Genomic DNA, 21,436 nt, shown 5'->3' with positions numbered 1-21,436 from the left:
CCACGGCCGCGCGGATTTCGCCGATGGATTCGATCGGTGACGGCGGGATCGCGTCCCTGACCGTCACCGGCGCGCGGCGTGACGCGTCACCTCGTCAGGGGGTCTTGAAGCCCCGGTGCAGGGCGACGATGCCGCCCGACAGGTTCCGCCAGGCCACCTTCGACCAGCCGGCCTTCTGGAGCAGGCCGGCGAGCGACGCCTGGTCGGGCCAGGACCTGATGGACTCGGCCAGGTAGACGTACGCGTCCGGGTTGGAGGAGATCGCGCGGGCCACCGGCGGCAGGGCGCGCATCAGGTACTCCTCGTACACGGTGCGGAACGGCGCCCAGGTCGCGTGCGAGAACTCGCAGATCACGACGCGTCCGCCGGGCTTCGTCACCCGGTACAGCTCGCGCAGCGCCGCCTCGGTGTCCTGGATGTTGCGCAGGCCGAAGGAGATCGTCACGGCGTCGAAGACGTCGTCTCGGAAGGGGAGATTCATCCCGTCGCCGGCCGTGAACGGCATCCACGGGTGCCGCTTCTTGCCGACCTGGAGCATCCCGAGGGAGAAGTCGCACGGCACGACGTACGCCCCCGCGCGGGCGAACGGCTGCGAGGAGGTCGCCGTCCCGGCCGCCAGGTCCAGGATCCGCTGCGCCGGGCGGGCGTCGACGGCCTTGGCGACCTCCTTGCGCCAGCGCCGGTCCTGACCGAGCGAGAGCACGTCGTTGGTGAGGTCGTAGTTCGCCGCCACGTCGTCGAACATCGAGGCGACTTCGTGCGGCTGCTTGTCCAGGGAGGCTCGGGTCACCCGTCCATTGTGGCAGCCCGTGCTCCCCGTACCTCGGGAGCCCTCCGGCCCCGCCGCGATCCGCCACGATCCGCCGCCGCGATCCGACCCGGATCGGACCCGGATCCGACCCGGATCCACCGGGGGACCGGCGGGCTCGCCCCCGCTCCCGCGGCCGAGCACACCGACCTCCGGGTCACTCTCCTCGCCGCGCTCGCCCACGTGCCGCCGCGTGGGGCCCGGGCCCCACGACGCCCGGGCCCCGCAGGGCGGCGGGCCGCCTAGCGGCCGCGGTGGACCAGGCGGCCGTCGATGACGGTCGCCACGCAGGTGGAAGCACCGAGGCGGACGAGGGCGGCGCGGTCCGGGACGTCGAAGACGGCAAAGCGGGCGGGGCCGCCCGGCGCCAGGGGCGGCAGCAGCACGAGCGGTACCGGTGAGAAGGACGGCGGCCCCGGCAGCACCTCTGGCCGGCGGCCGACGGCGAGTCCGGCCCGGCGCACCGCGTCCACGGCTGCCCGGCCGCGCAGTTCACCCGCGACGGCGACCGTCCCGTGCGCCAGCATCCGCTGCACGCCGCGCCGCGCCGAGGCGCCCCGGCGCGCGGGGTCGGCGCGGAAGAGCGCCTGTGCCCGGGGGCCGGTGATCGGCTCGGTGCCCAACTCCTCGGCCTCCCGCGGGTCAGGGACGTAGGCGCCTTCGAGCAGCTCGGGCGCGTACGGGTTGAGCAGCCCGGGCGTGAGGATGCCGGGCCACCGCCGCACCCTGGCCTCCGGCCGCACGGCGGCCAGGTCGTCGTACGGGCCGACGGCGGCGAGGCGCGCACCGTCGACCAGGACGGCGGTCTCGGGCGACGCCTCGGCGACGTGGATCGTCAGCACGGACGCGTCAGTTGGCGTTCAGGAGCTTCAGCTCCGGGTGCGCCGTGCCGCCCTCGATCGCCGTGGAGGAGATGTGCGAGGCGACCCGCTCGTCGACCGGGTCGTTCGCCGGGTCGTCGTGGACGACGAGGTGCTCGTACGTCGTGGAGCGCTGCGCCGGCACCCGGTCCGCCGTACGGATCATGTCGATCATCTCGCGCAGGTTGGAGCGGTGCTTGGCGCCCGCCGAGGAGACGACGTTCTCCTCCAGCATGATCGAGCCCAGGTCGTCCGCGCCGTAGTGCAGCGTCAGCTGGCCGATCTCCTTGCCCGTGGTCAGCCACGAGCCCTGGATGTGGGCGATGTTGTCCATGAAGAGCCGGGAGATCGCGATCATCCGCAGGTACTCGAAGAGCGTGGCCTGCGTCCGGCCCTTCAGGTGGTTGTTCTCGGGCTGGTACGTGTACGGGATGAAGGCCCGGAAGCCGCCCGTCCGGTCCTGCACGTCACGGATCATCCGCAGGTGCTCGATGCGCTCGGCGTTCGTCTCGCCCGTGCCCATCAGCATCGTGGACGTCGACTCCACGCCCAGCCCGTGCGCGATCTCCATGATCTCCAGCCACCGCTCACCGCTCTCCTTGAGCGGGGCGATCGCCTTGCGCGGGCGCTCCGGCAGCAGTTCGGCGCCGGCGCCCGCGAAGGAGTCGAGACCGGCCTTGTGGATGCGGGTGATCGCCTCCTCGACGGAGACGCCGGAGATACGGGCCATGTGCTCGACCTCGGACGCGCCGAGGGAGTGGATGACCAGCTGCGGGAAGTCCTTCTTGATGGCCGCGAAGTGCTTCTCGTAGTACTCGACGCCGAAGTCCGGGTGGTGGCCGCCCTGGAACATGATCTGGGTGCCGCCGAGCTCGACGGTCTCCGCGCAGCGGCGCAGGATGTCGTCGAGGTCGCGGGTCCAGCCCTTGGCGGTGTCCTTCGGCGGAGCGTAGAAGGCGCAGAACTTGCACGCCGTCACACAGACGTTCGTGTAGTTGATGTTCCGCTCGATGATGTACGTCGCGATGTGCTCCGTACCGGCGTAGCGGCGGCGGCGCACGGCGTCGGCGGCCGCGCCCAGCGCGTGCAGCGGCGCCGAACGGTAGAGGTCGAGCGCCTCCTCGGGGGTGATCCTGCCACCCTCTGCGGCGCGGTCGAGGACGGACTGAAGGTCGGCCTTCTCGGTCACCGGCTGAGTCCCTTTCGGAGGGTGGAATCGAAGGACTGAACCAGCCTACGCCAGCGCTTCTCAGGACTTCCGCAGGGTGCCGCTCGGGCGGCCCGCGGCCTCCTCGTGGGAGCGGTAGGCGAGGGTCCCGTCGGCGGCCAGGGTGAGGGTGAAGGAGGACTCGCCGGTGGTGCACAGGCCCGCGGTGCCGGGGCGGTCGGGGTCGGTGCGGTCCGCGACACGGAGCTCGGTGGCCGTGGCGGCGGTGAGCCTGCCGATGCCGTGGCACTGGACGGTGGTGCCGAGGAGGCTGATGGTGTGGGTCGTGCGGACGACGTCCTCGCCGGTGCCGCCCTTGGTGACGACGGCGGTGAGGGCGCCGTGCGGGGAGCCGTTGCGCTCGGTGGTGGGTCCGGTCCAGGTGCCGAGGAACGCGGCGGGGACCGAGCCGGCGGCCGGGGTGGGCGCGGTGGTGGGCGTCGGCCCGGTGGTGGGGGTCTTGTCCGTGGGCTCCGTGCCGGCCGGGGGGCTCTCGGAGTCGGGACTCGCGGTGCCGGGACTCGCGGTGCTCCCGCCGGTCCTGCCGGCGTCGGCGCCGCGCCGCCCGCCGGGCATCAGGTCGAAGAGGTACCCCGCCCCCAGGGTCACGGCGGCGAGCGCACCGGCGACGGCCAGCGCGACCGTGCAGCTGACGCGTCGGCCCGCGGCGAGCGAGAGCGTGGCCTGCCGTCTCCGGGGGGCTTCACCGCCCGGGGCCGTGAAGTCCTGGCCCCCGACCGGAGTGATCGGCCCGTGCGGTGACGTCGAGGAGATCGGGGTGCCCAGGGCGGCCGGCGCGAACGGCGGTCCGAAGACGCCCGGCTCCGGCGCCGACAGGCCGGGCCGGCCGTCCGCGCCGTCGGGCGCCAGCACCGCCGGAGGGCCGAAGACACCCGACGGCGGGCCGGTCGTGGGCCCCTCGGGAGCGGGCTCCCACACCGAAGGGGCCGTGAAGGGCACGGGGCCCGAGGCGTTCGGATCGGCCCCGATCCCTCCCGTACCGGCGTCGAGTTCCAGGAGCTGTACGGCCGTTCGGCTGATCTGCTCCACCAGCGGGGTGGGCAGCCAGCCCACCGACACCAGGGCCGCCGCACCCGCCGGGGCCAGCGCGGCCGCGAGCGCGGACGGGGCCGGGCGGGTGGCGGGGTCCTTCGCGAGGCAGGACGCCACCAGCTCGCGCAACTCCCCCTCCAGCGCGCCCAGCTCGGGCTCCTCGTGGACCACCTTGTAGAGCAGGGCGGCCGAGGTGTCGCCGGGGAAGGGCGGGGCGCCGGTCGCCGCGTACGCCAGGACCGCGCCGAGCGAGAAGACGTCCGACGCGCCGGTCGCGCCCCGTCCGACGATCTGCTCGGGCGCCATGTAGCCGGGTGAGCCGATCGAGACCCCGCTCGCGGTGAGCGACGCCGTGCCGTCCGTGGCCCGCGCGATGCCGAAGTCGATGAGCCGGGGGCCCTCCAGGGTGGCCAGCACGTTGGAGGGCTTCACGTCGCGGTGGACGAGGCCCAGCGCGTGCACCCCCGCCAGCGCCTCGGCGAGGCCGGCGCCCAGCGTCCGTACCGTGTGCTCGGGCAGCGGGCCGACCGTCTCCACGGCCCGGGCGAGCGTCGGCCCGGCGACGTACCCGGTCGCGACCCACGGGACGGGCGCCTCGGGGTCCGCGTCCAGGACGGGCGCGGTCCACCGGCCACCGACCCGGCGCGCGGCCTCCACCTCGCGCCGGAACCGCGCCCGGAACTGCTCGTCCTGGGCGAAGTGCGGGTGCACGATCTTGACGGCGACGGTCCTGCCGCCCGCGTTGCGGGCCAGATAGACGCGGCCCATCCCGCCGGAACCGAGGCGGCCGAGGAGCCGGTAGGCGCCGATGATCCTCGGCTCCCCTGCGTCGAGCGGCTGCATCTCTCCCCCTAGGTGGACCGAAGCGTGGACCGGGCCGGGTCATGGCCGGCTGTTCACCGGACCCGTAGGTGATGCGCCGGACCCCGTAGGCCGACTGTGTCACCGAACCGTGGGCCGGATCACCACGATTCGGAACCGTACCCAGCCAACCGATCGCCCACCACGTCCCTCCTTCCTTCCGTAATCACCCGCCGTGTCCGAAACACCCGGAGTCGCCCCATGCCCCGCCTCCCCAGGTTCCTCGCCGCCGCCCTCGCCCTCGGCACGGCCGCCGCACTGGTGACCGGCTGCTCGCAGGAGGGCGCGCCGGTCACGTTCGACACCCCGAAGTCGACGTCGAGCGCGCGGGGCGGCAACGCGAAGGGCAGCGCCAGGAACGGTGACGGGCGGGGCCCCGAAACGGTCCTGCCCACCGGCCCCAAGGCGGCTTTCACCACGGCCAACACGCTGGAGGACGGCACCAGGATCGGCGTCACCACGCTCGCGGGCGCGAAGTCCGGTTTCACGGGCAAGGTGTGGGTGTGGGCACCGAAGCAGTATTTCGACCCGAAGTACGCCGACAGCGGCTTTCCGGTCCTCGTGGCGCTGCCGGGCGGAAACGGTTATCCGATGAATTACTGGATGGGCACGGACCTCAAACTCCAGTCGAGCATCAGCGCGTGGTCGCAGGAGGGAAAGAGCCTGCCGTTCATTGTCGTGATGCCTGTCCTCAACCCCGACGGCACGTTCTACTACGACGGCAGCGATATACCCGGGCAGCCGAAAATGGGCACCTGGCTCGCCGAGGACGTGCCGGATTTCGTCCGGGCGAATTTCCGTACCTTCGCGTCCCGAGACGGCTGGGCTTTCATGGGCTCGTCCTCGGGCGGCTTCGCCGGGCTCAAGGCCGTACTGCAACGGCCGGACCGCTTCAAGGCGGTGATCGCCTCGGGCCCCGACACCGTCCCGGACTCCCCGCTGTGGGCGGGGCACGAGGCCGAGCGGCAGGCGAACAACCCGGAGAGGCTGGCGAAGGCGCTCGGCGCGAAGCCGGACACCGAGAAGAACCGGGTGTACCTCGCGTTCCAGATCGGGACCGAGGAGTCCGGCATGGGCCGCCTGAAATCCTTCATGAGGAGCTACACCAAGGGCCCGGTGAAGACCCGCCTGGAGGTCATCCAGGGTGGCGGGCACAACGCGAAGAGCTATGTGCGGGGCATGGGGGACGGTTCGATCGCGTGGATCAGCCGGCAGATGCAGGGCCCGGTCCCGTCCCCCTGACCCGTCACCGCCGCAGGGCGCCGAGCAGCTCGACCCGTACGTCCGCCGGGAAGCCGGTCGTCGGACCGGTCCTGCGGGCGAACTCACGCACCCCCGCCAACTGCTCGGGACCGAACCGGAAGTCCAGGGTCCGGAAGTACCGCTCCAGGAGCTCGGCGTCGAAGGACTCCCAGCGGGCGGCCTGCTCGGCGACCTTCGTGACCTCCACCAGCGACAGGTCCCGCGAGGCCAGGAACGCCTCGTGGACCTCGCGCACGGTCTCCGGCTCGCGGGCGAGGAAGTCCTTGCGCGCCGCCCACACCGCGAAGACGAACGGCAGGCCCGTCCACTCCTTCCACATCAGCCCCAGGTCATGGACCTGGAGCCCGAGCCGGGGGGCGTCGTGCAGGGAGGCCCGCAGCGCGGCGTCGCCGATGAGGACGGCCGCGTCCGCCTCCTGCATCATCAGACCGAGGTCGGGCGGGCACGTGTAGTAGTCGGGCCGTACGCCGAACTGCTCGGCGAGCAGCAGCTGCGCGAGCCGTACGGAGGTACGGGAGGTGGAGCCGAGCGCCACCCGCGCACCGTCGAGCCGCTCCAGGGGGCGCTGGGAGACGATCACGCAGGACATGACGGGGCCGTCGCAGCCCACGGCGATGTCCGGCAGGGCGACAAGATCGTCCGCGTTGCGGAGGTACTCGACGAGGGTGATGGGGCCGATATCGAGCCCGCCACCCACCAGCCGCTCGCTGAGCTTCTCCGGGGTGTCCTTGGTCAGCTCCAGATCGAGCAGCGTTCCCGTGCGGGCCAGGCCCCAGTAGAGGGGCAGACAGTTCAGGAACTGGATGTGTCCGACGCGGGGCCGGCTGCGCTGGTGGTCATCGGTTGCATTGTCCACATCGCGAGGCTAGACCCGTCTCGCACGGTGGACATCGCCGGGTCCGCGCGTGGCGCTGACGTCAGCACATCAGAGGCCCGTCAAACGTGTGGGTGACGTGATCTTTCCCTCTAGTGCCACGCACACCCTGCGTGCTACGCTCATCGCAAGTTGCAGTTTGGTTTCCCTTGCAGTACAGAGCCTGCGGAGCATGTGACCCGCAGGCTTTTGTAGTTTTCAGACTTGTTTGCAGGTTCTGGAGCAGGGCAACCCTTTGGCCCAAGGAGGGCTTATGGCTACCGGAACCGTCAAGTGGTTCAACGCTGAAAAGGGCTTCGGCTTCATCGCCCAGGACGGCGGCGGCCCGGATGTCTTCGTCCACTACTCCGCGATCAACGCGTCCGGGTTCCGCTCCCTCGAGGAGAACCAGGTCGTGAACTTCGACGTCACCCAGGGCCCGAAGGGCCCGCAGGCGGAGAACGTCACCCCGGCCTAAGTTGCCCGGGTCGGCGATCGCGCACGGCTAGAGAAGTACCCAAGGAGCCCCGCTCCGTGCCTTCGGGCACGAGCGGGGCTCCTGCCTTTCGGTCCGGCCACCTTTTAGTCTGAACGTATGACCGAACGCAAACCGCCCGGGGTCAGCTTCGAGTCGTTCGTGGACAAGCAGATCCGCGAGGCGACGGAGCGCGGTGAGTTCCGGAGCCTGCCGGGCTTCGGCAAGCCGCTCGACGACGACAACGCCCCGTACGACGCACTGTGGTGGATCAAGAGCAAGATGCACCGCGAGGGCGCGGCCGTCCTCCCGCCCTCGCTGGCGCTGCGCAAGGAGGCCGAGGACGCGAGGGAGGCGGTCGACCGGGCCGTCTCGGAGTCGCAGGTGCGCCGGATCCTCGGCGAGATCAACACCAAGATCGCCGCAGCGCTCCTCCGCCCACCGGCGGGCCCACCGCTCAACCTGAAGCCGTACGACGTGGACACGGTGCTGACGGAGTGGCGGGCGACGCGGGCGGCTCGCGACGAGCGGGGCGGGCAGGATCGGCGGGACGGGACGGGCGACGGGCGGGCGTAGGCCGGCGGGTCCACGGGTCTCGGCTTCGGTGGCCGGCCACCGGCCACCGGCCACCGGCCACCGGCCGGGTGAACTCCCCCGGGTCTCGGCCTTCGCAGCCCACCACCGACCAGGTGAACTCCCCCGGCTCCCCGCCGCCACCCCGGCCTTTCTGACCTCCCCCGCGCCTTCTCGATGGCCCACTGGGTGAAACACCGAGCGAGGAGTTGAGGGACATGAGGAGCGCCGACCTGTTGCTGGACGCGTTCGGGCGCGTCCAGGAGGCCGTGCACGGGGCCGTCGAAGGGCTGCCGGAGGACGAGCTGGCGCAACGGATCGACGAGGAGGCGAACTCGATCGCCTGGCTCGTCTGGCATCTGACCCGTATCCAGGACGACCACGTCGCGGGCGTGTTCGGCACGGAGCAGGTCTGGACGGAGGGTGGCTGGAAGGACCGCTTCGGCTTGCCCTTCTCCGCCCGCGCCACCGGTTACGGCCACTCCAGCAGCCAGGTCGCCAAGGTCAGGGCCTCCGCGGAGCTGCTGCTCGGCTACTACGACGCCGTGCACGAACGGTCCTTGCAGCACCTCGGGAACGTGACCGACGCGGACCTCGACCGCGTCGTCGACGAGGCCTGGGACCCACCGGTCACGCTGGGCGTGCGCCTGGTGAGCGTGGTCGCGGAGGGCAACCAGCATGCGGGGCAGGCGGCGTTCGTACGGGGTGTGGTGGAGCGACGCGAAAGATCGTGACGGGTGGCGGCCGGGCTTGCTATTGTCCGGCGATCACTTCACGTGGGGCGATGATCCGGATGGGGGGAATCCTCCGGCCGCCTCCGTGACTCTGCGACCGCCCACGCGCCGACACCAGCGCGTGCGCGGTCGCCTCAGGGGAGGCCCGTCCATGCAGCACACTCATGTCCCGCGCCGCCGGAAGCTCGCGCTGTCGGTCGGGGTCGCACTCGCCATGACCCTGGGCGGCACCCTCGCCGTGCCCGCCCCGGCGCTCGCCGTCACCGCCGCCGACGCGGCGGAGCAGAACGCCGTCGTCCCGTTCCCGAAGGACGCCGACCTCATGAGCGCGGGCAGGACCGGCTTCCTCACCTGGGCGAGGGACGGCCACCCCCTTCCTGCCCGGTGGACGCGGTACGTGGACGGGTCGACGACCGACGTCACGTCGTCCTTCACTTTCGGCTCGCGCGACTCCGACGTGGTGGTCCGGCAGAGCGGCTCCTTCGTCACCCTCCAGGACATGGCGACGGACACGCAGGTCCTCTCCGTCAACCTGGACGGGCTCGGCGGCCGCGCCCAGTTCGCCGGGGCCGTCCGCTCGACGCTCTTCGTCAGCTCGCAGGACCCGGCGACCGGCCGCACGGCGCTCCGCCTCGTCGACAAGGCCGACGGCGCCGTTGCCCAGCGCACGGTGACCGGACTGCCGGCGAACACCTCCTCGGTCTTCGCCGTGGCCGCCGCGGGCGGAAACGCGCTGCTGTCGGTCCGTACGGGAACGACCGACGCGTCTCACTGGGCCCTGGTCGACCTCGCCACCGCGACCGTCACCGAGACCCGCGAGATGATCCGCGTCAACGGGACGCCCGCCCTCTCCTCCACCCACATCGCGTGGGTCGAGCAGACCGACGTCCAGATGAAGACGCTCGTCGTCCTCGACCGCGCGACCCGGGCCGTCCAGCGCATCCCGCTGGGCGCGTCGGGCGACCTCACGATCGGACTCGTCGGCAACTCGGTCGTCTACGCGCAGCGCGACGGCCTCCTGGAGCACAACCCCAGCCCGATGTACGCGCTCACCGCGCGCGACCTGACGACGAAGACCACCCGCAAGCTCCTCGACACCGTGAAGACCCTCCTCCCCGGCCCGGACGGCGCGCTGACCGTCCAGGGCGGCACGCTGGCGGGCGGCGAAGGGCTGTACCGGATCTCCGCCGGGGCCGACGGCGCGCCCGTCGTCACTCAGGTCGCCACGAGCGGTGAGTCCACGAAGGTGACGCTGCTGGGCCACAGCATCCCCGCGACGATCGACCTGAGCCGCAACGGCGGCCGGGCGCGGCTGGAGTGGCGGCTCTCGCGCATCAACGTGTCCATGACCGTCACCCTGCGCAACACCCGCACCGGCGAGACACGGACGGACGACGTCCACCCTCTCTCCGTCAGCTACGAGGACCCGCACCGCGCCTCCTACGACTGGGCGGGCGACGTGGCCTGGAACGGCACGCCCGACCTCTGGAGCGGGGCCACCGCGGGCCCGTACACCTGGCAGATCGACGCCAAGCCGCTCAACGGCATCGGCCCGAACCTGCGCGCCTCGGGCACGTTCACCGTCACCCGCACGCCCGCGCCGCACGACTACGACAGCGACGGCTCCCCCGACGTGCTCACGCGGGACACGTCGGGCCGGCTGTGGCGGGGCGACACGTTCTACCGTTCCGAGCTCGGCCAGCTCGACCAGAACCCCGGCGAACTCGTCGGCAGCGGCTGGCAGATCTACGACCGGATCGAGGCCACCGGGAACCTCGGAGGGGCGGCCACGGGCGACCTGGTCGCCCGTGACGGCAGCGGTGTGCTGTGGCTGTACCTCGGCAAGGGCGACGGCACGTTCACGTCCCGTACGAAGATCGGCTCCGGCTGGAACACATACACCCAGCTCACCGGCGGCAGCGACCTGACGGGCGACGGACGCCCCGACCTCGTCGCCACCGACAGGGCCGGTGACCTCTACCTCTACACGGCCACCGGGAACTACAAGGCCCCCTTCTCCGCACGGAAGAAGATCGGCCACGGCTGGGGCATCTACAACGACCTCACCGCCACCGGCAACATCGCCGGAGGCCCCGCCGGGGACCTCGTCGCCCGCGACAGGGCCGGCGTGCTCTGGCTCTACCTCGGCAAGGGCGACGGCACCTTCGCCGCCCGCACGAGGATCGGCGCCGGCTGGAACGCGTACACCCACCTCGTCGGCGTCGGCGACGCGAACCGCGACGGCCGCCCCGACCTGTACGCGGTGAACACGGTCGAGCCCCACACCCCGGTCCTCTACAAGGGCACGGGCGACGGGCACGCGCCGTTCCGCTCGCGCGAGCAGGTCGGCGCGTACTCCCACGGCACCGACCCCCGGTACAACCACTTCGCCTGATCGCCGCCGCGCGTCAGGCGCTCGCACAACCCTTCGTATCGATCACGAGTCCGACCGGGCGCCCAACCCCTGGCGCATGGTCGCTTGAGAGGAACCTGCCTTGATCCACGCTCGTCGCGCCCGTCGTCGCCTCGTCGTCGCCGTCGTCAGCGTGCTCGCCGTCACCGCAGGCGGCGGCGCGCTCGCCGGACCGGCGAGCGCCGCCCCGGCCGCCGAAGGCACGACGCGGGCGGGCGCAGCCGCCGCACAGGACGTCATCGCGTTCCCGCCCGGCGACCTGATCTTCGGGGCCACCGCGTCGGGCTTCCTGACCCGCGGCGCGTCGTCGTTCGACCGGCGCTGGGTACCGGCGGACGGTTCCGCTCCGAAGGATCTGTCGTCGAACTTCCCTCTCCAGGGCACCGGTTCCGGGAACCTCGTGGGCATGCGCGTGGGCGACGACGCCAAGCTCGTGGACGTCTCCGACGGCCGGCAGCTGACGAGCGTCTTCCTCGGCCCGAGAGAGGTCCTCCGGGAGTACGTGGGCGCCGCGGGGCAGGCCCTCTTCACCACCTCCGACGACGGGACCGGAGAGAGGGACCTCTTCATCCACTCGGGCAGTGGAGAAGATCCGGTCGCCGGCCTCCCCACGGGTGCCACCGGCATGTACGTCAAGGCGGGCACGGCCGACCACGGCCTGCTGACCTACTCCACCGGTACGGGGACACAGACCAAGCGGTTCCTGGGCCTCGTCGACCTCGCCACCGGCGCGGTGACCGAGACGTACGCCCTCCCCGCCCCCGCCGCGAGCGGGGACATCGCCGTCTCGAAGACGCACGTCGCCTGGATCGAGACCGCCGCCGCCTTCCGGGCGACGGCGGTCGTCGTCAACCGCTCCACCGGCCTGAAGCAGGCGTTCCCGCTCGGCGACCAGTGGGCGAGCCAGGTCGAGGTCGGCCTGGTCGGCGACTGGGTGACGTACGGAGAGCGCGGCGCGCTCGCGAACGGCGCTCCGGGCGCTCTGAACGCCCTGACCGCCCGGAACCTGACCGACGGAAAGACCACCCGTAAGCTCCTCGACCACCTGACCTCGGCCGCCGCCGCCCCCGACGGCACCCAGGTCGTGCGCGGCGGCACGATCGCCCAGGGCGAGGGCCTCTACCGGGTCACGCCCGGCGCCGACGGCGTCCCGGCCGCCACCCTCGTGGCGAGCACCGGCGAACCGACCAAGCTCACGCTCGTCGACCACAACGTCCCGAGCACGATCAACCTCGACGCCAACGGCGGCCGGGTTCCGCTCGAATGGCGCCTGTCCCGGGGCCAGGCGGAGGTGACGGTCACGCTGCGCCACACCCGGACCGGGAAGACGACCGTCGCGTACCTCTACGACCAGCCGGACAGTCCGGCGTACGGGTTCGAATGGGCAGGCGATCTCGACTGGGCCCGCAGCGCCTACAACGGCGACTACACCTGGACGCTGAGCGCCAAGCCGCTCAACGGCATCGGGCCGGACCTCACCTCCTCCGGCACCTTCAAGGTGGTCCGGAAGCCCGCGCCGCACGACTACGACGACAACGGCTCGCCGGACGTCCTCCTGCGCGACTCGTCCGGCCGGCTGGTCCGTGTCGACTCCTACTACTCCCCGTACGCCAACTCCGGTCAGCTGGTGGAGGCGCAGAGGAAGGCCGTCGGCTCGGGCTGGAACATCTACGACCAGATCGAGGCCGTGGGCGACATCGGTGGCGCGTCCGCCGGTGACATCGTCACCCGCGACAGGGCCGGAGTGCTCTGGCTCTACCTCGGGAAGGGCGACGGCGCCTTCGCCGGCCGCACGAAGATCGGCGCCGGCTGGGGCGTCTACAACAAGATCACCGGTGGCAGCGACCTCAACGGCGACGGCCGCCCCGACCTCCTCGCCACCGACACGAGCGGCGGGCTCTACCTCTACAAGGGCACCGGCAACTGGAGGACCCCCTTCTCCGCCCGTGTGAAGGTCGGCGCCGGCTGGGGCATCTACAACCAGCTCACCGCCGTCGGCAACATCGCCGGGACCGCCGCGGGCGACCTCGTCGCCCGCGACAAGGCCGGAGTGCTCTGGCTCTACCAGGGCCGGGGCAACGGCACGTTCGCCACCCGGACGAGGATCGGCGCCGGCTGGAACGCGTACACCCACCTCGTCGGCGTCGGCGACGCGAACCGCGACGGCCGCCCCGACCTGTTCGCGTACACCCCCGGCGACAGCTACAGCATCGGCACCGGATACCTGTACAAGGGCACGGGCAGCGCGAGTGCCCCCTTCCGGGGGCGGGAGCTCACGGGCGTGGACGGCGGAGCCACGGGCAGCCCCGCACTCGCCTGAGGGCCATGAAGGATCTCGCAGGCACATACAACCTTCTGATCTGATCATCAGTCTGACCGGGCGCGTCACCCCTGGTGCGCCCGGTCGCTTGAGAGGAACCCGTTTTGATACACGCTCGTCCCGCTCGCCGTCGGCTCGTCGTCTCCGTCGTCACCGTGCTCGCCGTCACCGCCGGCGGGGGCGCTCTCGCCGGACCGGCGGTCGCCGCGCCGGTCGTCGAGGCCGCCCACGCCTCGGCGGCGGCCGACGTAGCGCCGTTCCCGGTCAAGAGCACCCTCTTCGGTGCGACCGCCACGGGCTTCCTGGCCTCGGTCGAGGGCCCGCCGATGGACGAGTCCGGCCCCTCCTACACGGCTCACTGGGTCCCGGCGGACGGTTCCGCCGCGAAGGAGATCGGCTTTGGTTACTCGAGCACCGGCTCGGGGAACCTCGTGGCCTCGCACGGGACCACCGGAGCCACGCTCACCGACATCGCGACGGGCGCCAAGTTCAGGTCGATCTCCTTCGGGACCGGCCACACGTACGCGGGCGCCGCCGGCAAGGCCCTCTTCACCACCGTGCTCAACGACAACGGTGACCGGCTCATCCACATGTACAGCGCGACCAGCGCGTGGACGGGCAAGATGACCACCGGCCTCCCGGGCGACGCCACAGGCGTCACCGTCAAGCCCGGCACGGCGACCCACGCCCTCGTGACCTACGCCACCGTTTCGGGCACGGACGTCCAGAAGTACGTCGGCCTGCTCGACCTGACCGCCAACGCGATCACGGAGTCGTACGCGGTTCCCCCGGCCTCCGACACCGGCAAGAGCAACTTCGCCGTCTCCGCCACGCACCTCGCGTGGGCCGAGTACGAAGCGGACGGCGCCGTCACCGTCATGGTCGTCGACCGTGCCACCAAGGACGTCCAGGAGTTCGCGGTCGGCTCGGCCTGGCGCAAGGACATCGAGGTCGGCCTGGTCGGCGACTGGGTCACGTACGGCACCCGCAGCGGCCTCTCGGCCGACATCGAGCCCGAGCCGCTGGCCGCCCTGACCGCGCGCAGCCTGAAGGACGGGACCACCACCCGCAAGCTCCTCGACCACACCCTCACCGCCGCTGTCGCTCCCGACGGCACTCAGATGGTGCGCGGCGGCACGGTCGAACAGGGCGAGGGCGTCTACCGGATCGCCGCGGGCGTCGACGGCACCCCGGCCGCCACGCTCGTCGCGAGCAGCGGCGAGTCCACCAAGGTCGCCCTGCTCGGCAGCAAGGTCCCGAGCACGATCGACCTCGACGCCAACGGCGGCAGGACGCCAATTGAGTTCACCCTCTCCCGGTACAACGTGCGGGGCACGGTGACCCTGCGGCACGCGGCGACCGGCAAGGTGTACGTCACGGGCTTCGTCCAGCCCGAGAACGGCGTCGTGCGCTTCGACTGGACGGCCGACCTCGACAACGACGTCTACGGCGCCGAGGGCGCGCTCCCCGGCGCGTACACCTGGGAGATCAGCGCCGAGCCGATGAACGGCCTCGGGCAGACGCTGAAGGAGACGGGCTCCTTCACGGCCACGCGCAAGGCCGCCCCGCACGACTTCGACGACAACGGCTCCCCCGACGTGCTCGTGCGCGACACCGCGGGCAAGCTCTGGCGTACCGACACCCACTACGACGACACCAACAAGCAGCTGCGCCCGGCGGAGCAGACGCTCGTCGGCTCCGGCTGGAACATGTTCAACCAGATCGAGGCCGCGGGGAACATCGCCGGCAGCCCGGCCGGTGACCTGGTCGCCCGTGACACCACCGGCGTCCTCTACCACTACCTCGGCAAGGGTGACGGCACCTTCGCGAGCCGGGTGAAGATCGGCCCCGGCTGGCAGATCTACAACAAGATCGCCGCGGGCTCCGACCTCAACGGCGACGGGAAGGCCGACCTCCTCGCCACCGACACCGCCGGTGGGCTCTACCTCTACAAGGGCACCGGCAGCGCCACGTCGCCGTACGCCGCCCGCGTGAAGGTCGGCACCGGCTGGGGCATCTTCAACCAGCTCACCGCCGTCGGCAACATCGCCGGCACCGCCGCCGGCGACCTCGTCGCCCGCGACACCTCCGGTGTCCTCTGGCTCTACCAGGGCCGGGGCGACGGGACGTTCGCGCCCCGCACGAGGATCGGCTCCGGCTGGAACGCGTACACGCACCTGGTCGGTGTCGGTGACGCGAACCGCGACGGCCGCCCGGACCTGTACGCGTACGGCCCCGACGGCACGTACCTGTACAAGGGCACCGGCAACGCGACCTCGCCGTTCGGCTCGAAGGAGTGGGCCGACGTGCCCCACGACATGCCGCGGACGCACACCTCCGTCGTCTGACGAGAACTCGGCACGACTGACGAACAGTTGTACAACCTTCCCCCGCGATCATGAGTCTGACCGGGCGTGGCGCATGGTGCGCCCGGTCTCTCTGGGGGAGGACCTCTCTTGTTCCACGCACGAGCCGCCGCTCGTCATCGCCTCGCCGCCGCCGTCACCACGGTGCTCGCGGTCACGGCAGGTACGGCCCTGACCACGGCCGCCCACGCGAGCGCGGCACCCGCTGCCGCGGTCGTCCACGCGGCTTCCGCCGCACCCGCCGACGCGCAGGACGGCGTCATCTCCATTCCCGCGACCTCCCGGATCGTCGGCGCCGGCCAGAGCGGCTTCCTGGCCGCCGAGGCCACCGACACGGGAGCCGTCTTCCGCTGGACGAGCACGACGACCGGCACGACCACGGAGCTGCCGAAGCGGTACAGCGGGTACTACGCCGGCGGCACCGACACCATCGCGACCAAGGAAGACGCCAAGACCCGTTACCTGCTGCACGACATGGCGTCGCCCGGCAGCACCCCGACGGTCGTCGAGCAGCCGGACACCCGCCTCCTGTGGAGGGGGCTCGTCGACAGGACGCTCGTCTTCTCGTCCTGGGACAAGGCCACCGAGAAGGGTCAGCTCCGCCTCATCGGCGAGGGCATCCATGAGGGCTCCGACCGGCAGGTGACCGGTCTCCCGGCGAACTTCATGTTCCAGAACATGGAGCCGGTCTCTGCCACGACGATGGTCGTCCGCTACTTCGTGGACGATCCGGACGCCCGCCGCTTCTACGTCGCCGTCGTCGACGTGGACACCGCCTCCGTCGTGGAGAAGCGCGAAGTGGGCGCGGCCGGGGCCGGCGCCGACTCGGCGGTCTCCGCGGACCGCGTGGCCTGGGTCGAGGGCGGGGGCGTCACGGCGGAACTGAAGTACGCCGACCGCAGTGGGGAGGGCGGCACTCCGGCCGTGAAGGCCGTCGACCTGGGCAACGCCGTCAGTGCCCACGTCGACATCCTGGGCGACTGGCTGGCCTACACCCCGGTGCCGTACGCCCAGTCCTCTTCGTACAAGAGCGACCGATACGCGTTCACCGCGCTCAACGTCGTCGACAAGAAGACGGTGAAGCTGCTCGACCACGCCACGACCGCCGTCCCCACCCCCGACGGGGCCCTCCTGGTGCGCGGCGGAACCCTCGCCCAGGGCGAGGGGATCTACCGCGTCGCGCTCGGGGCCGACGGCACGCCCACGGCCACGCTCGTCGCGAGCACCGGCATGCCCACCGCGCTCAAGCTGGTCAGGACGGACGTTCCCGCGGTCGTAGACCTGGACAGGAACGACGGCTCGGCGACGCTCAGCTGGACCCTCTCCCGGTACAACGCCGAGGGCACCGTGACGATCCGTCACAACCGTACGGGGAAGACCGCGCAGCGCACGTTCGCCGGTTCGTCGGCCACCCACGGCACCAGGGTCATCGACTTCGCCTGGAACGGGCTCATCTCCCACCCCGAGGACACCTCGTCCTTCGCGCCGGCCGGCGACTACACGTGGGAGTTCAACGCCTCCCCGCTCAACGGCATCGGCCCGGACGTCAAGGAGACCGGCACGTTCAAGGTCACCCGCACGACCGGCCTGCACGACTACACGGACAACAGCAGCCCGGACCTCCTCTCCCGCGACGCCTCGGGCGTGCTGTGGCGCGACGACGCGGTCAACACGTCGTCCGTGCCGTATCCGTACTCGTCGGGCCGGGTGAAGATCGGCAGCGGCTGGCAGATCTACGACCAGCTGGAGGCCGTCGGCAACATCGCCGGCAGCACGGCCGGCGACCTCGTCGCCCGCGACAAGACCGGCGTCCTCTGGCTCTACCAGGGGAAGGGCGACGGCAACTTCGCGGGCCGTACGAAGATCGGCGGCGGCTGGAACACGTACAACAAGATCACCGGGGGCAGCGACCTCGACGGTGACGGCAGGTCCGACCTGCTCGCCGCCGACACCACGGGTGCCCTGTGGTTCTACAAGGGCACGGGCAACGCGACCTCGCCGTTCGGCGCCCGGGTGAAGGTCGGCGGCGGCTGGGGCGTCTTCAACCAGCTCACCGCCGTCGGCAACATCGCCGGCACCGCCGCCGGCGACCTCGTCGCCCGCGACACCTCCGGTGTCCTGTGGCTGTACGAGGGCAGGGGCAACGGCACCTTCGCCCCGCGTACGAAGATCGGCGGTGGCTGGGGTTCGTTCACCCACCTCGTCGGCATCGGCGACGGGGACCGCGACGGCCGCAACGACCTGTACGCCGTCGGAAGCTCGGTCTCCAAGTTCTACGCGGGCACCGGCGACACGACGACCCCGTTCAAGCCCGCCGCGGCCGGCGGCCTGCTCTGGAACGCGGCGCCGGTCAACTCGGTGTTCTGACCCCCGGCGACATCGTTCCGATCTCCCCGTGAGCCATGCGGGCGCGGCGTGACACGCCGCGCCCGCACCTCTTGAGGGAGGACACAGCTTCGTCGAGAGCACGCACGCGGGGATGTGAGCGTCAGAACGCGAAGACGGTGCCCGTCTTCGCGTTCAGCTCGCAGGTGTTCCCGAAGTTCCTCTTCCAGCCGACCGGGACGCTGTCGAAGGTGCCCTGCGCCTCCGCCACCACCGGTTCGTAGATCATCGGACACACCATGTCGGTGCGGCCCTCCAGCTTGTCGAAGTCCCCGCCCGCCTCGGTCAGGGCGCCGCACGCGACCTCCGCCTGCGGGTGGTTGCCTCCGGTGGGGCCGCAGCCGAGGTAGACCTCCTTCACGTCGCCGGTCGCGCCGGAGGTGATCGTGAGGAAGATCCGGGTGGGCGGGGTCGGCGCGGCGTCCGCCGCGCTCGCGAGGCCGAGGCCCGCGACGGTGGCCGTGGCCACGGCGAATGCAAGGGTGCTCTTCATGCCCCGGAAAACGACCCCTCGGACCGCCGGTCACTAAGCTCCACCCGCATGACCGGGAAGTTCATCCTCTTCGACGTCGACGGCACCCTCATGGACGCCGTCGCCAACCAGCGCCGCGTCTGGCACGCCTGGGCGGCCCGTCACGGGCTCGACGGGGCGGAGGTGTACGCGGTCGCGCTCCGGACCCGCCCCGTGGAGACCTTCGCCGCCGTCGCGCCCGGTCTCGACCCCGACGTGTGTCTGGAGCTGCTGCACGAGCTGGAGGACGAGGACGTGCGGACGGGTACGTACGCCGCCTTCGCGGGCGCCGCCGAGCTCCTGGGCGCCCTCCGTCCCGGCTCCTGGGCGCTCGTCACCTCCAACTACGGGCACCGGGTCCGGGGCCGCTTCGAGCGGACCGGCCTTCCGCTCCCCCACCTCGTCGTGGACGCCGCCTCCGTCAGCGAGGGCAAGCCGTCCCCGGCCCCCTACCTGCTGGCGGCCGAGAGGCTGGGCGCCTCGCCCGCCGACTGTCTGGTGATCGAGGACGCACCGTCAGGCGTCCGCTCGGGTCTCGGCGCCGGCATGACGGTCTGGACGGTCAACGCCCCCGCACCGACGCCCGGCGCGCACCGCCACTTCGCCACGCTGTCCGAGGCGGCTCCGGAGATCCTGGCCTTCTCGCTCTCGGCCTGAACGCCGTCCACCGGGCGCGCCGGCCTCCCGCGCCGGCAGGGCAGCGGCGGCCAACTACTGTCTATGTCACGTGACTTGACGGATCGTAGGGTTCCGTGGATAGCTCCGCTATCCTGCTGCCATGCAGGGGGAGCTGGAAGACAATTCATATCTGACCGGTAGCGGAGCCACGCCCTTGGAGTCGGGGGATCCCCGGCAGATCGGCGCGTTCAAGCTGCTCGGGGTCCTGGGGTCCGGGGGCATGGGGCGGGTCTATCTCGGGGCCGTGCCCGGGAAGTTCGGGGCGGTCAAGCGGGTGCTTCCCGTGCTGGCCGAGGACCCGGACTTCCTGAACCACTTCGGGCACGAGCTCGACAATCTGGCGCGGCTGCCCGGTGGGGCCAGTGTGAAGCTGCTCGCGAGCGACCGTACGGCCAAGCCGCCGTGGTTCGCGACCGAGTACATCCCCGGGATCACCCTCAACGAGGCGGTCAGGCTCAACGGCGGCCCGCTGCCCGCCCCCGCCCTGTGGCGGCTGCTCCGGGAGGCGGCGGCCGGGCTGAAGGCGGTGCACGCCGCCGACATGGTGCACCGCGACCTCAAGCCGTCCAACGTGATGCTGACGCCCGGCGGCCTGTCGCTCATCGACTTCGGTGTGGCGCGCGCGGCCGACCAGAGCCGGCTGACCCGCACGGGCATGGTGATCGGGACGCCCGCCTACATGGCGCCGGAACAGGCAGTCGCCGAGCGCGAGCTGACCGGCGCGGCCGATGTCTTCGGGCTCGGCAGTCTGCTCCTGTACGCGGCGATCGGCCGCCCGCCGTTCGGTGACGGCTCCGGCCCCGGCCTGCTGTACCGGGTCGTCCACGGGGAGCCCGACTTCGGTCACCTCACGGAGACCGCTCCCGCTCTGGCGCATCTCGTGCGGTCCTGTCTCGCCAAGGATCCCGCGGCGCGGCCGACCGCGGCCGAGGTCGTCGAACTCACGGACGACTATGCGGACGACACCCCGTGGCCGGCGGCCGTCATGGCACGGGTCGAGGAGCGGGCCGCGTTCGCCGCGACGGCGCCCACGGCCGAGCAGCTCGCGGACCTCACGGACGACGGGGCCGGCGAGGCCGATTCCGCCCAGGACATCGGGACCGTGGCGCTCGTGCAGCGTGACGCGAAGGAGCCGTCGACGGCGGGCGCCGACGCGGCCGCCGCCACCGGGCCGAACGCGCCCGCGCGGGAGGGGCGGCGGAATCGATTCGTCATGCTCGCCGTCCCCGTCGTCGTGGCCACCGGCACGACCCTGACCGTCGCCCTCGGTCCGTACCAGATCGGACAGGGCGCGGGACCCGACTCCTCGGCGGCGCCGCCCGCCGCCACCGCGTCACAGCCGGCGCCCGGCGCCCCCGCGCCGACGGCGACCACGACTCCGTCCTCCTCGTCCTCGCCGTCCGCCTCCGCGTCGGGCTCGCCCTCGGGCCAGGGCCCGGGACCCACGGCGGGCGGCGCCGCGGCGGGCGGTGCGGGGGCCGGTGGCACCGGCGCCGTACCGGGTGACGGCGGAGGGGGTGGCGGCGCGGACGCGGGTGGCGGCTCCGGCTCACCGGGCGGCTCGGGCGCGGGCGGGGGTTCCAGCCCGTCCGGCGGATCCGGCTCCACGACCCGGCCGACCTCACCGAAGCCGCCTCCGCCGCCTTCCGGAGGCTCGGCGCCCTCGGGGACGTACTCCCTGGAGAACGCCTCCAACGGCGAGTGCGTGGGCGAGTACAACCCCGGGTACGGCATCTTCGCCAACACCTACGAGTGCGGCGCTGTGCCCAACAACAGCGGCACCATGTCGTACGCCTGGACCTACTCGGCGGGTGCGAACGGCACCTTCCGGCTGGTGAACAAGAGGACCGGCCGCTGCCTCCAGGCGGGCGGGAACCCCGGCGGCGTCGGCGTCGCCGCCTGCAACGGCTCCAGCAAGCAGTCATGGAAGATCCAGGCCACGACGTCCTACGGCCGGACGATCATGAACGTGAGCAACGAGGAGTGCATGACGGTCGGCCCGCCGTTCCTGACCACGTACGCCTGCGACTCCGGCAACCGCGCCCAGCTCTGGCGGAACATCTCGCCCCTGTGAGC

Annotated in this window: 16 protein-coding genes; 10 read left to right on the top strand and 6 right to left on the bottom strand. The window is 71.9% G+C overall.

The features are described 5' to 3' along the window. Positions 1–94: 94 nt before the first annotated feature. The 4 genes from ACFY8U_RS10810 to ACFY8U_RS10795 form a co-directional block, all read right to left on the bottom strand. Positions 95–790, bottom strand: a complete 696-nt coding sequence (locus tag ACFY8U_RS10810) for a demethylmenaquinone methyltransferase (RefSeq protein ID WP_361437366.1) — start codon at positions 788–790, stop codon at positions 95–97. Between the two features lie 260 nt (positions 791–1,050). Beyond that, positions 1,051–1,650 carry a hypothetical protein gene (locus ACFY8U_RS10805; protein ID WP_389568526.1) on the bottom strand — a complete coding sequence of 200 codons (600 nt, stop codon included), beginning with the start codon at positions 1,648–1,650 and terminating at the stop codon, positions 1,051–1,053. 7 nt (positions 1,651–1,657) lie between these two features. After that, positions 1,658–2,857, bottom strand: a complete 1,200-nt coding sequence (mqnC, locus tag ACFY8U_RS10800) for a cyclic dehypoxanthinyl futalosine synthase (RefSeq protein WP_361437361.1) — start codon at positions 2,855–2,857, stop codon at positions 1,658–1,660. A 60-nt stretch (positions 2,858–2,917) separates the two neighbouring features. After that, positions 2,918–4,771, bottom strand: coding sequence for a protein kinase (locus tag ACFY8U_RS10795; RefSeq protein WP_389568524.1), 1,854 nt, complete (start codon positions 4,769–4,771; stop codon positions 2,918–2,920). A gap of 219 nt (positions 4,772–4,990) precedes the next feature. On the opposite strand from ACFY8U_RS10795, the gene ACFY8U_RS10790 reads away from it, so the two are divergent. After that, entirely contained in the window at positions 4,991–6,031 is a 1,041-nt protein-coding gene (locus ACFY8U_RS10790) for an alpha/beta hydrolase (RefSeq protein ID WP_389568521.1), read from the top strand. A gap of 4 nt (positions 6,032–6,035) precedes the next feature. On the opposite strand, the gene ACFY8U_RS10785 is transcribed toward ACFY8U_RS10790, so the two are convergent. Next, positions 6,036–6,908: a menaquinone biosynthesis protein gene (locus ACFY8U_RS10785; protein WP_361598482.1), complete on the bottom strand. Its 873-nt coding sequence runs from the start codon at positions 6,906–6,908 to the stop codon at positions 6,036–6,038. 271 nt (positions 6,909–7,179) lie between these two features. Between ACFY8U_RS10785 and ACFY8U_RS10780 the strand changes: the two genes are divergently transcribed. From ACFY8U_RS10780 to ACFY8U_RS10750, 7 genes are all read left to right on the top strand, one after another. After that, positions 7,180–7,383, top strand: a complete 204-nt coding sequence (locus ACFY8U_RS10780) for a cold-shock protein (RefSeq protein WP_003967102.1) — start codon at positions 7,180–7,182, stop codon at positions 7,381–7,383. 117 nt (positions 7,384–7,500) lie between these two features. Further along, positions 7,501–7,956, top strand: a complete 456-nt coding sequence (locus ACFY8U_RS10775; RefSeq protein WP_389568518.1) for a DUF1992 domain-containing protein — start codon at positions 7,501–7,503, stop codon at positions 7,954–7,956. A gap of 215 nt (positions 7,957–8,171) precedes the next feature. Beyond that, positions 8,172–8,687, top strand: a complete 516-nt coding sequence (locus tag ACFY8U_RS10770; protein WP_389568515.1) for a DinB family protein — start codon at positions 8,172–8,174, stop codon at positions 8,685–8,687. Between the two features lie 151 nt (positions 8,688–8,838). Next, positions 8,839–11,082 (top strand): FG-GAP repeat domain-containing protein, encoded by a 2,244-nt coding sequence (locus ACFY8U_RS10765; protein WP_389568513.1) that lies wholly within the window; start codon positions 8,839–8,841, stop codon positions 11,080–11,082. 100 nt (positions 11,083–11,182) lie between these two features. Further along, positions 11,183–13,420, top strand: a complete 2,238-nt coding sequence (locus tag ACFY8U_RS10760) for an FG-GAP repeat domain-containing protein (RefSeq protein WP_389568511.1) — start codon at positions 11,183–11,185, stop codon at positions 13,418–13,420. Between the two features lie 104 nt (positions 13,421–13,524). Further along, entirely contained in the window at positions 13,525–15,768 is a 2,244-nt protein-coding gene (locus tag ACFY8U_RS10755) for an FG-GAP repeat domain-containing protein (protein WP_389568508.1), read from the top strand. A gap of 108 nt (positions 15,769–15,876) precedes the next feature. Further along, positions 15,877–18,153 (top strand): VCBS repeat-containing protein, encoded by a 2,277-nt coding sequence (locus ACFY8U_RS10750; RefSeq protein ID WP_389568507.1) that lies wholly within the window; start codon positions 15,877–15,879, stop codon positions 18,151–18,153. A 121-nt stretch (positions 18,154–18,274) separates the two neighbouring features. Here the strand turns inward: ACFY8U_RS10750 and ACFY8U_RS10745 are convergent, their stop codons facing one another. Next, positions 18,275–18,664, bottom strand: coding sequence for an SSI family serine proteinase inhibitor (locus ACFY8U_RS10745; RefSeq protein ID WP_389568505.1), 390 nt, complete (start codon positions 18,662–18,664; stop codon positions 18,275–18,277). 48 nt (positions 18,665–18,712) lie between these two features. Here ACFY8U_RS10745 and ACFY8U_RS10740 point away from each other — a divergent pair, with 48 nt between their 5' ends. Next, positions 18,713–19,339 carry an HAD family hydrolase gene (locus ACFY8U_RS10740; protein ID WP_389568502.1) on the top strand — a complete coding sequence of 209 codons (627 nt, stop codon included), beginning with the start codon at positions 18,713–18,715 and terminating at the stop codon, positions 19,337–19,339. Positions 19,340–19,514: 175 nt separating this feature from the next. Continuing rightward, positions 19,515–21,434 (top strand): protein kinase, encoded by a 1,920-nt coding sequence (locus ACFY8U_RS10735; RefSeq protein WP_389568499.1) that lies wholly within the window; start codon positions 19,515–19,517, stop codon positions 21,432–21,434. Positions 21,435–21,436: the final 2 nt, after the last annotated feature.

It is taken from the genome of Streptomyces sp. NPDC012508, from assembly GCF_042902595.1.
In the GTDB taxonomy this organism is placed as follows: domain Bacteria; phylum Actinomycetota; class Actinomycetes; order Streptomycetales; family Streptomycetaceae; genus Streptomyces.
This window is presented reverse-complemented; position numbering and strand designations above follow the sequence as displayed.

Coding starts and splice junctions, on each gene's coding strand:
- ACFY8U_RS10765 (WP_389568513.1), top strand. CDS start 8,839: ATGCAGCACACTCATGTCCCGCGCCGCCGGAAGCTCGCGCTGTCGGTC.
- ACFY8U_RS10740 (WP_389568502.1), top strand. CDS start 18,713: ATGACCGGGAAGTTCATCCTCTTCGACGTCGACGGCACCCTCATGGAC.
- ACFY8U_RS10795 (WP_389568524.1), bottom strand. CDS start 4,771: ATGCAGCCGCTCGACGCAGGGGAGCCGAGGATCATCGGCGCCTACCGG.
- ACFY8U_RS10790 (WP_389568521.1), top strand. CDS start 4,991: ATGCCCCGCCTCCCCAGGTTCCTCGCCGCCGCCCTCGCCCTCGGCACG.
- ACFY8U_RS10745 (WP_389568505.1), bottom strand. CDS start 18,664: ATGAAGAGCACCCTTGCATTCGCCGTGGCCACGGCCACCGTCGCGGGC.
- ACFY8U_RS10780 (WP_003967102.1), top strand. CDS start 7,180: ATGGCTACCGGAACCGTCAAGTGGTTCAACGCTGAAAAGGGCTTCGGC.
- ACFY8U_RS10775 (WP_389568518.1), top strand. CDS start 7,501: ATGACCGAACGCAAACCGCCCGGGGTCAGCTTCGAGTCGTTCGTGGAC.
- ACFY8U_RS10770 (WP_389568515.1), top strand. CDS start 8,172: ATGAGGAGCGCCGACCTGTTGCTGGACGCGTTCGGGCGCGTCCAGGAG.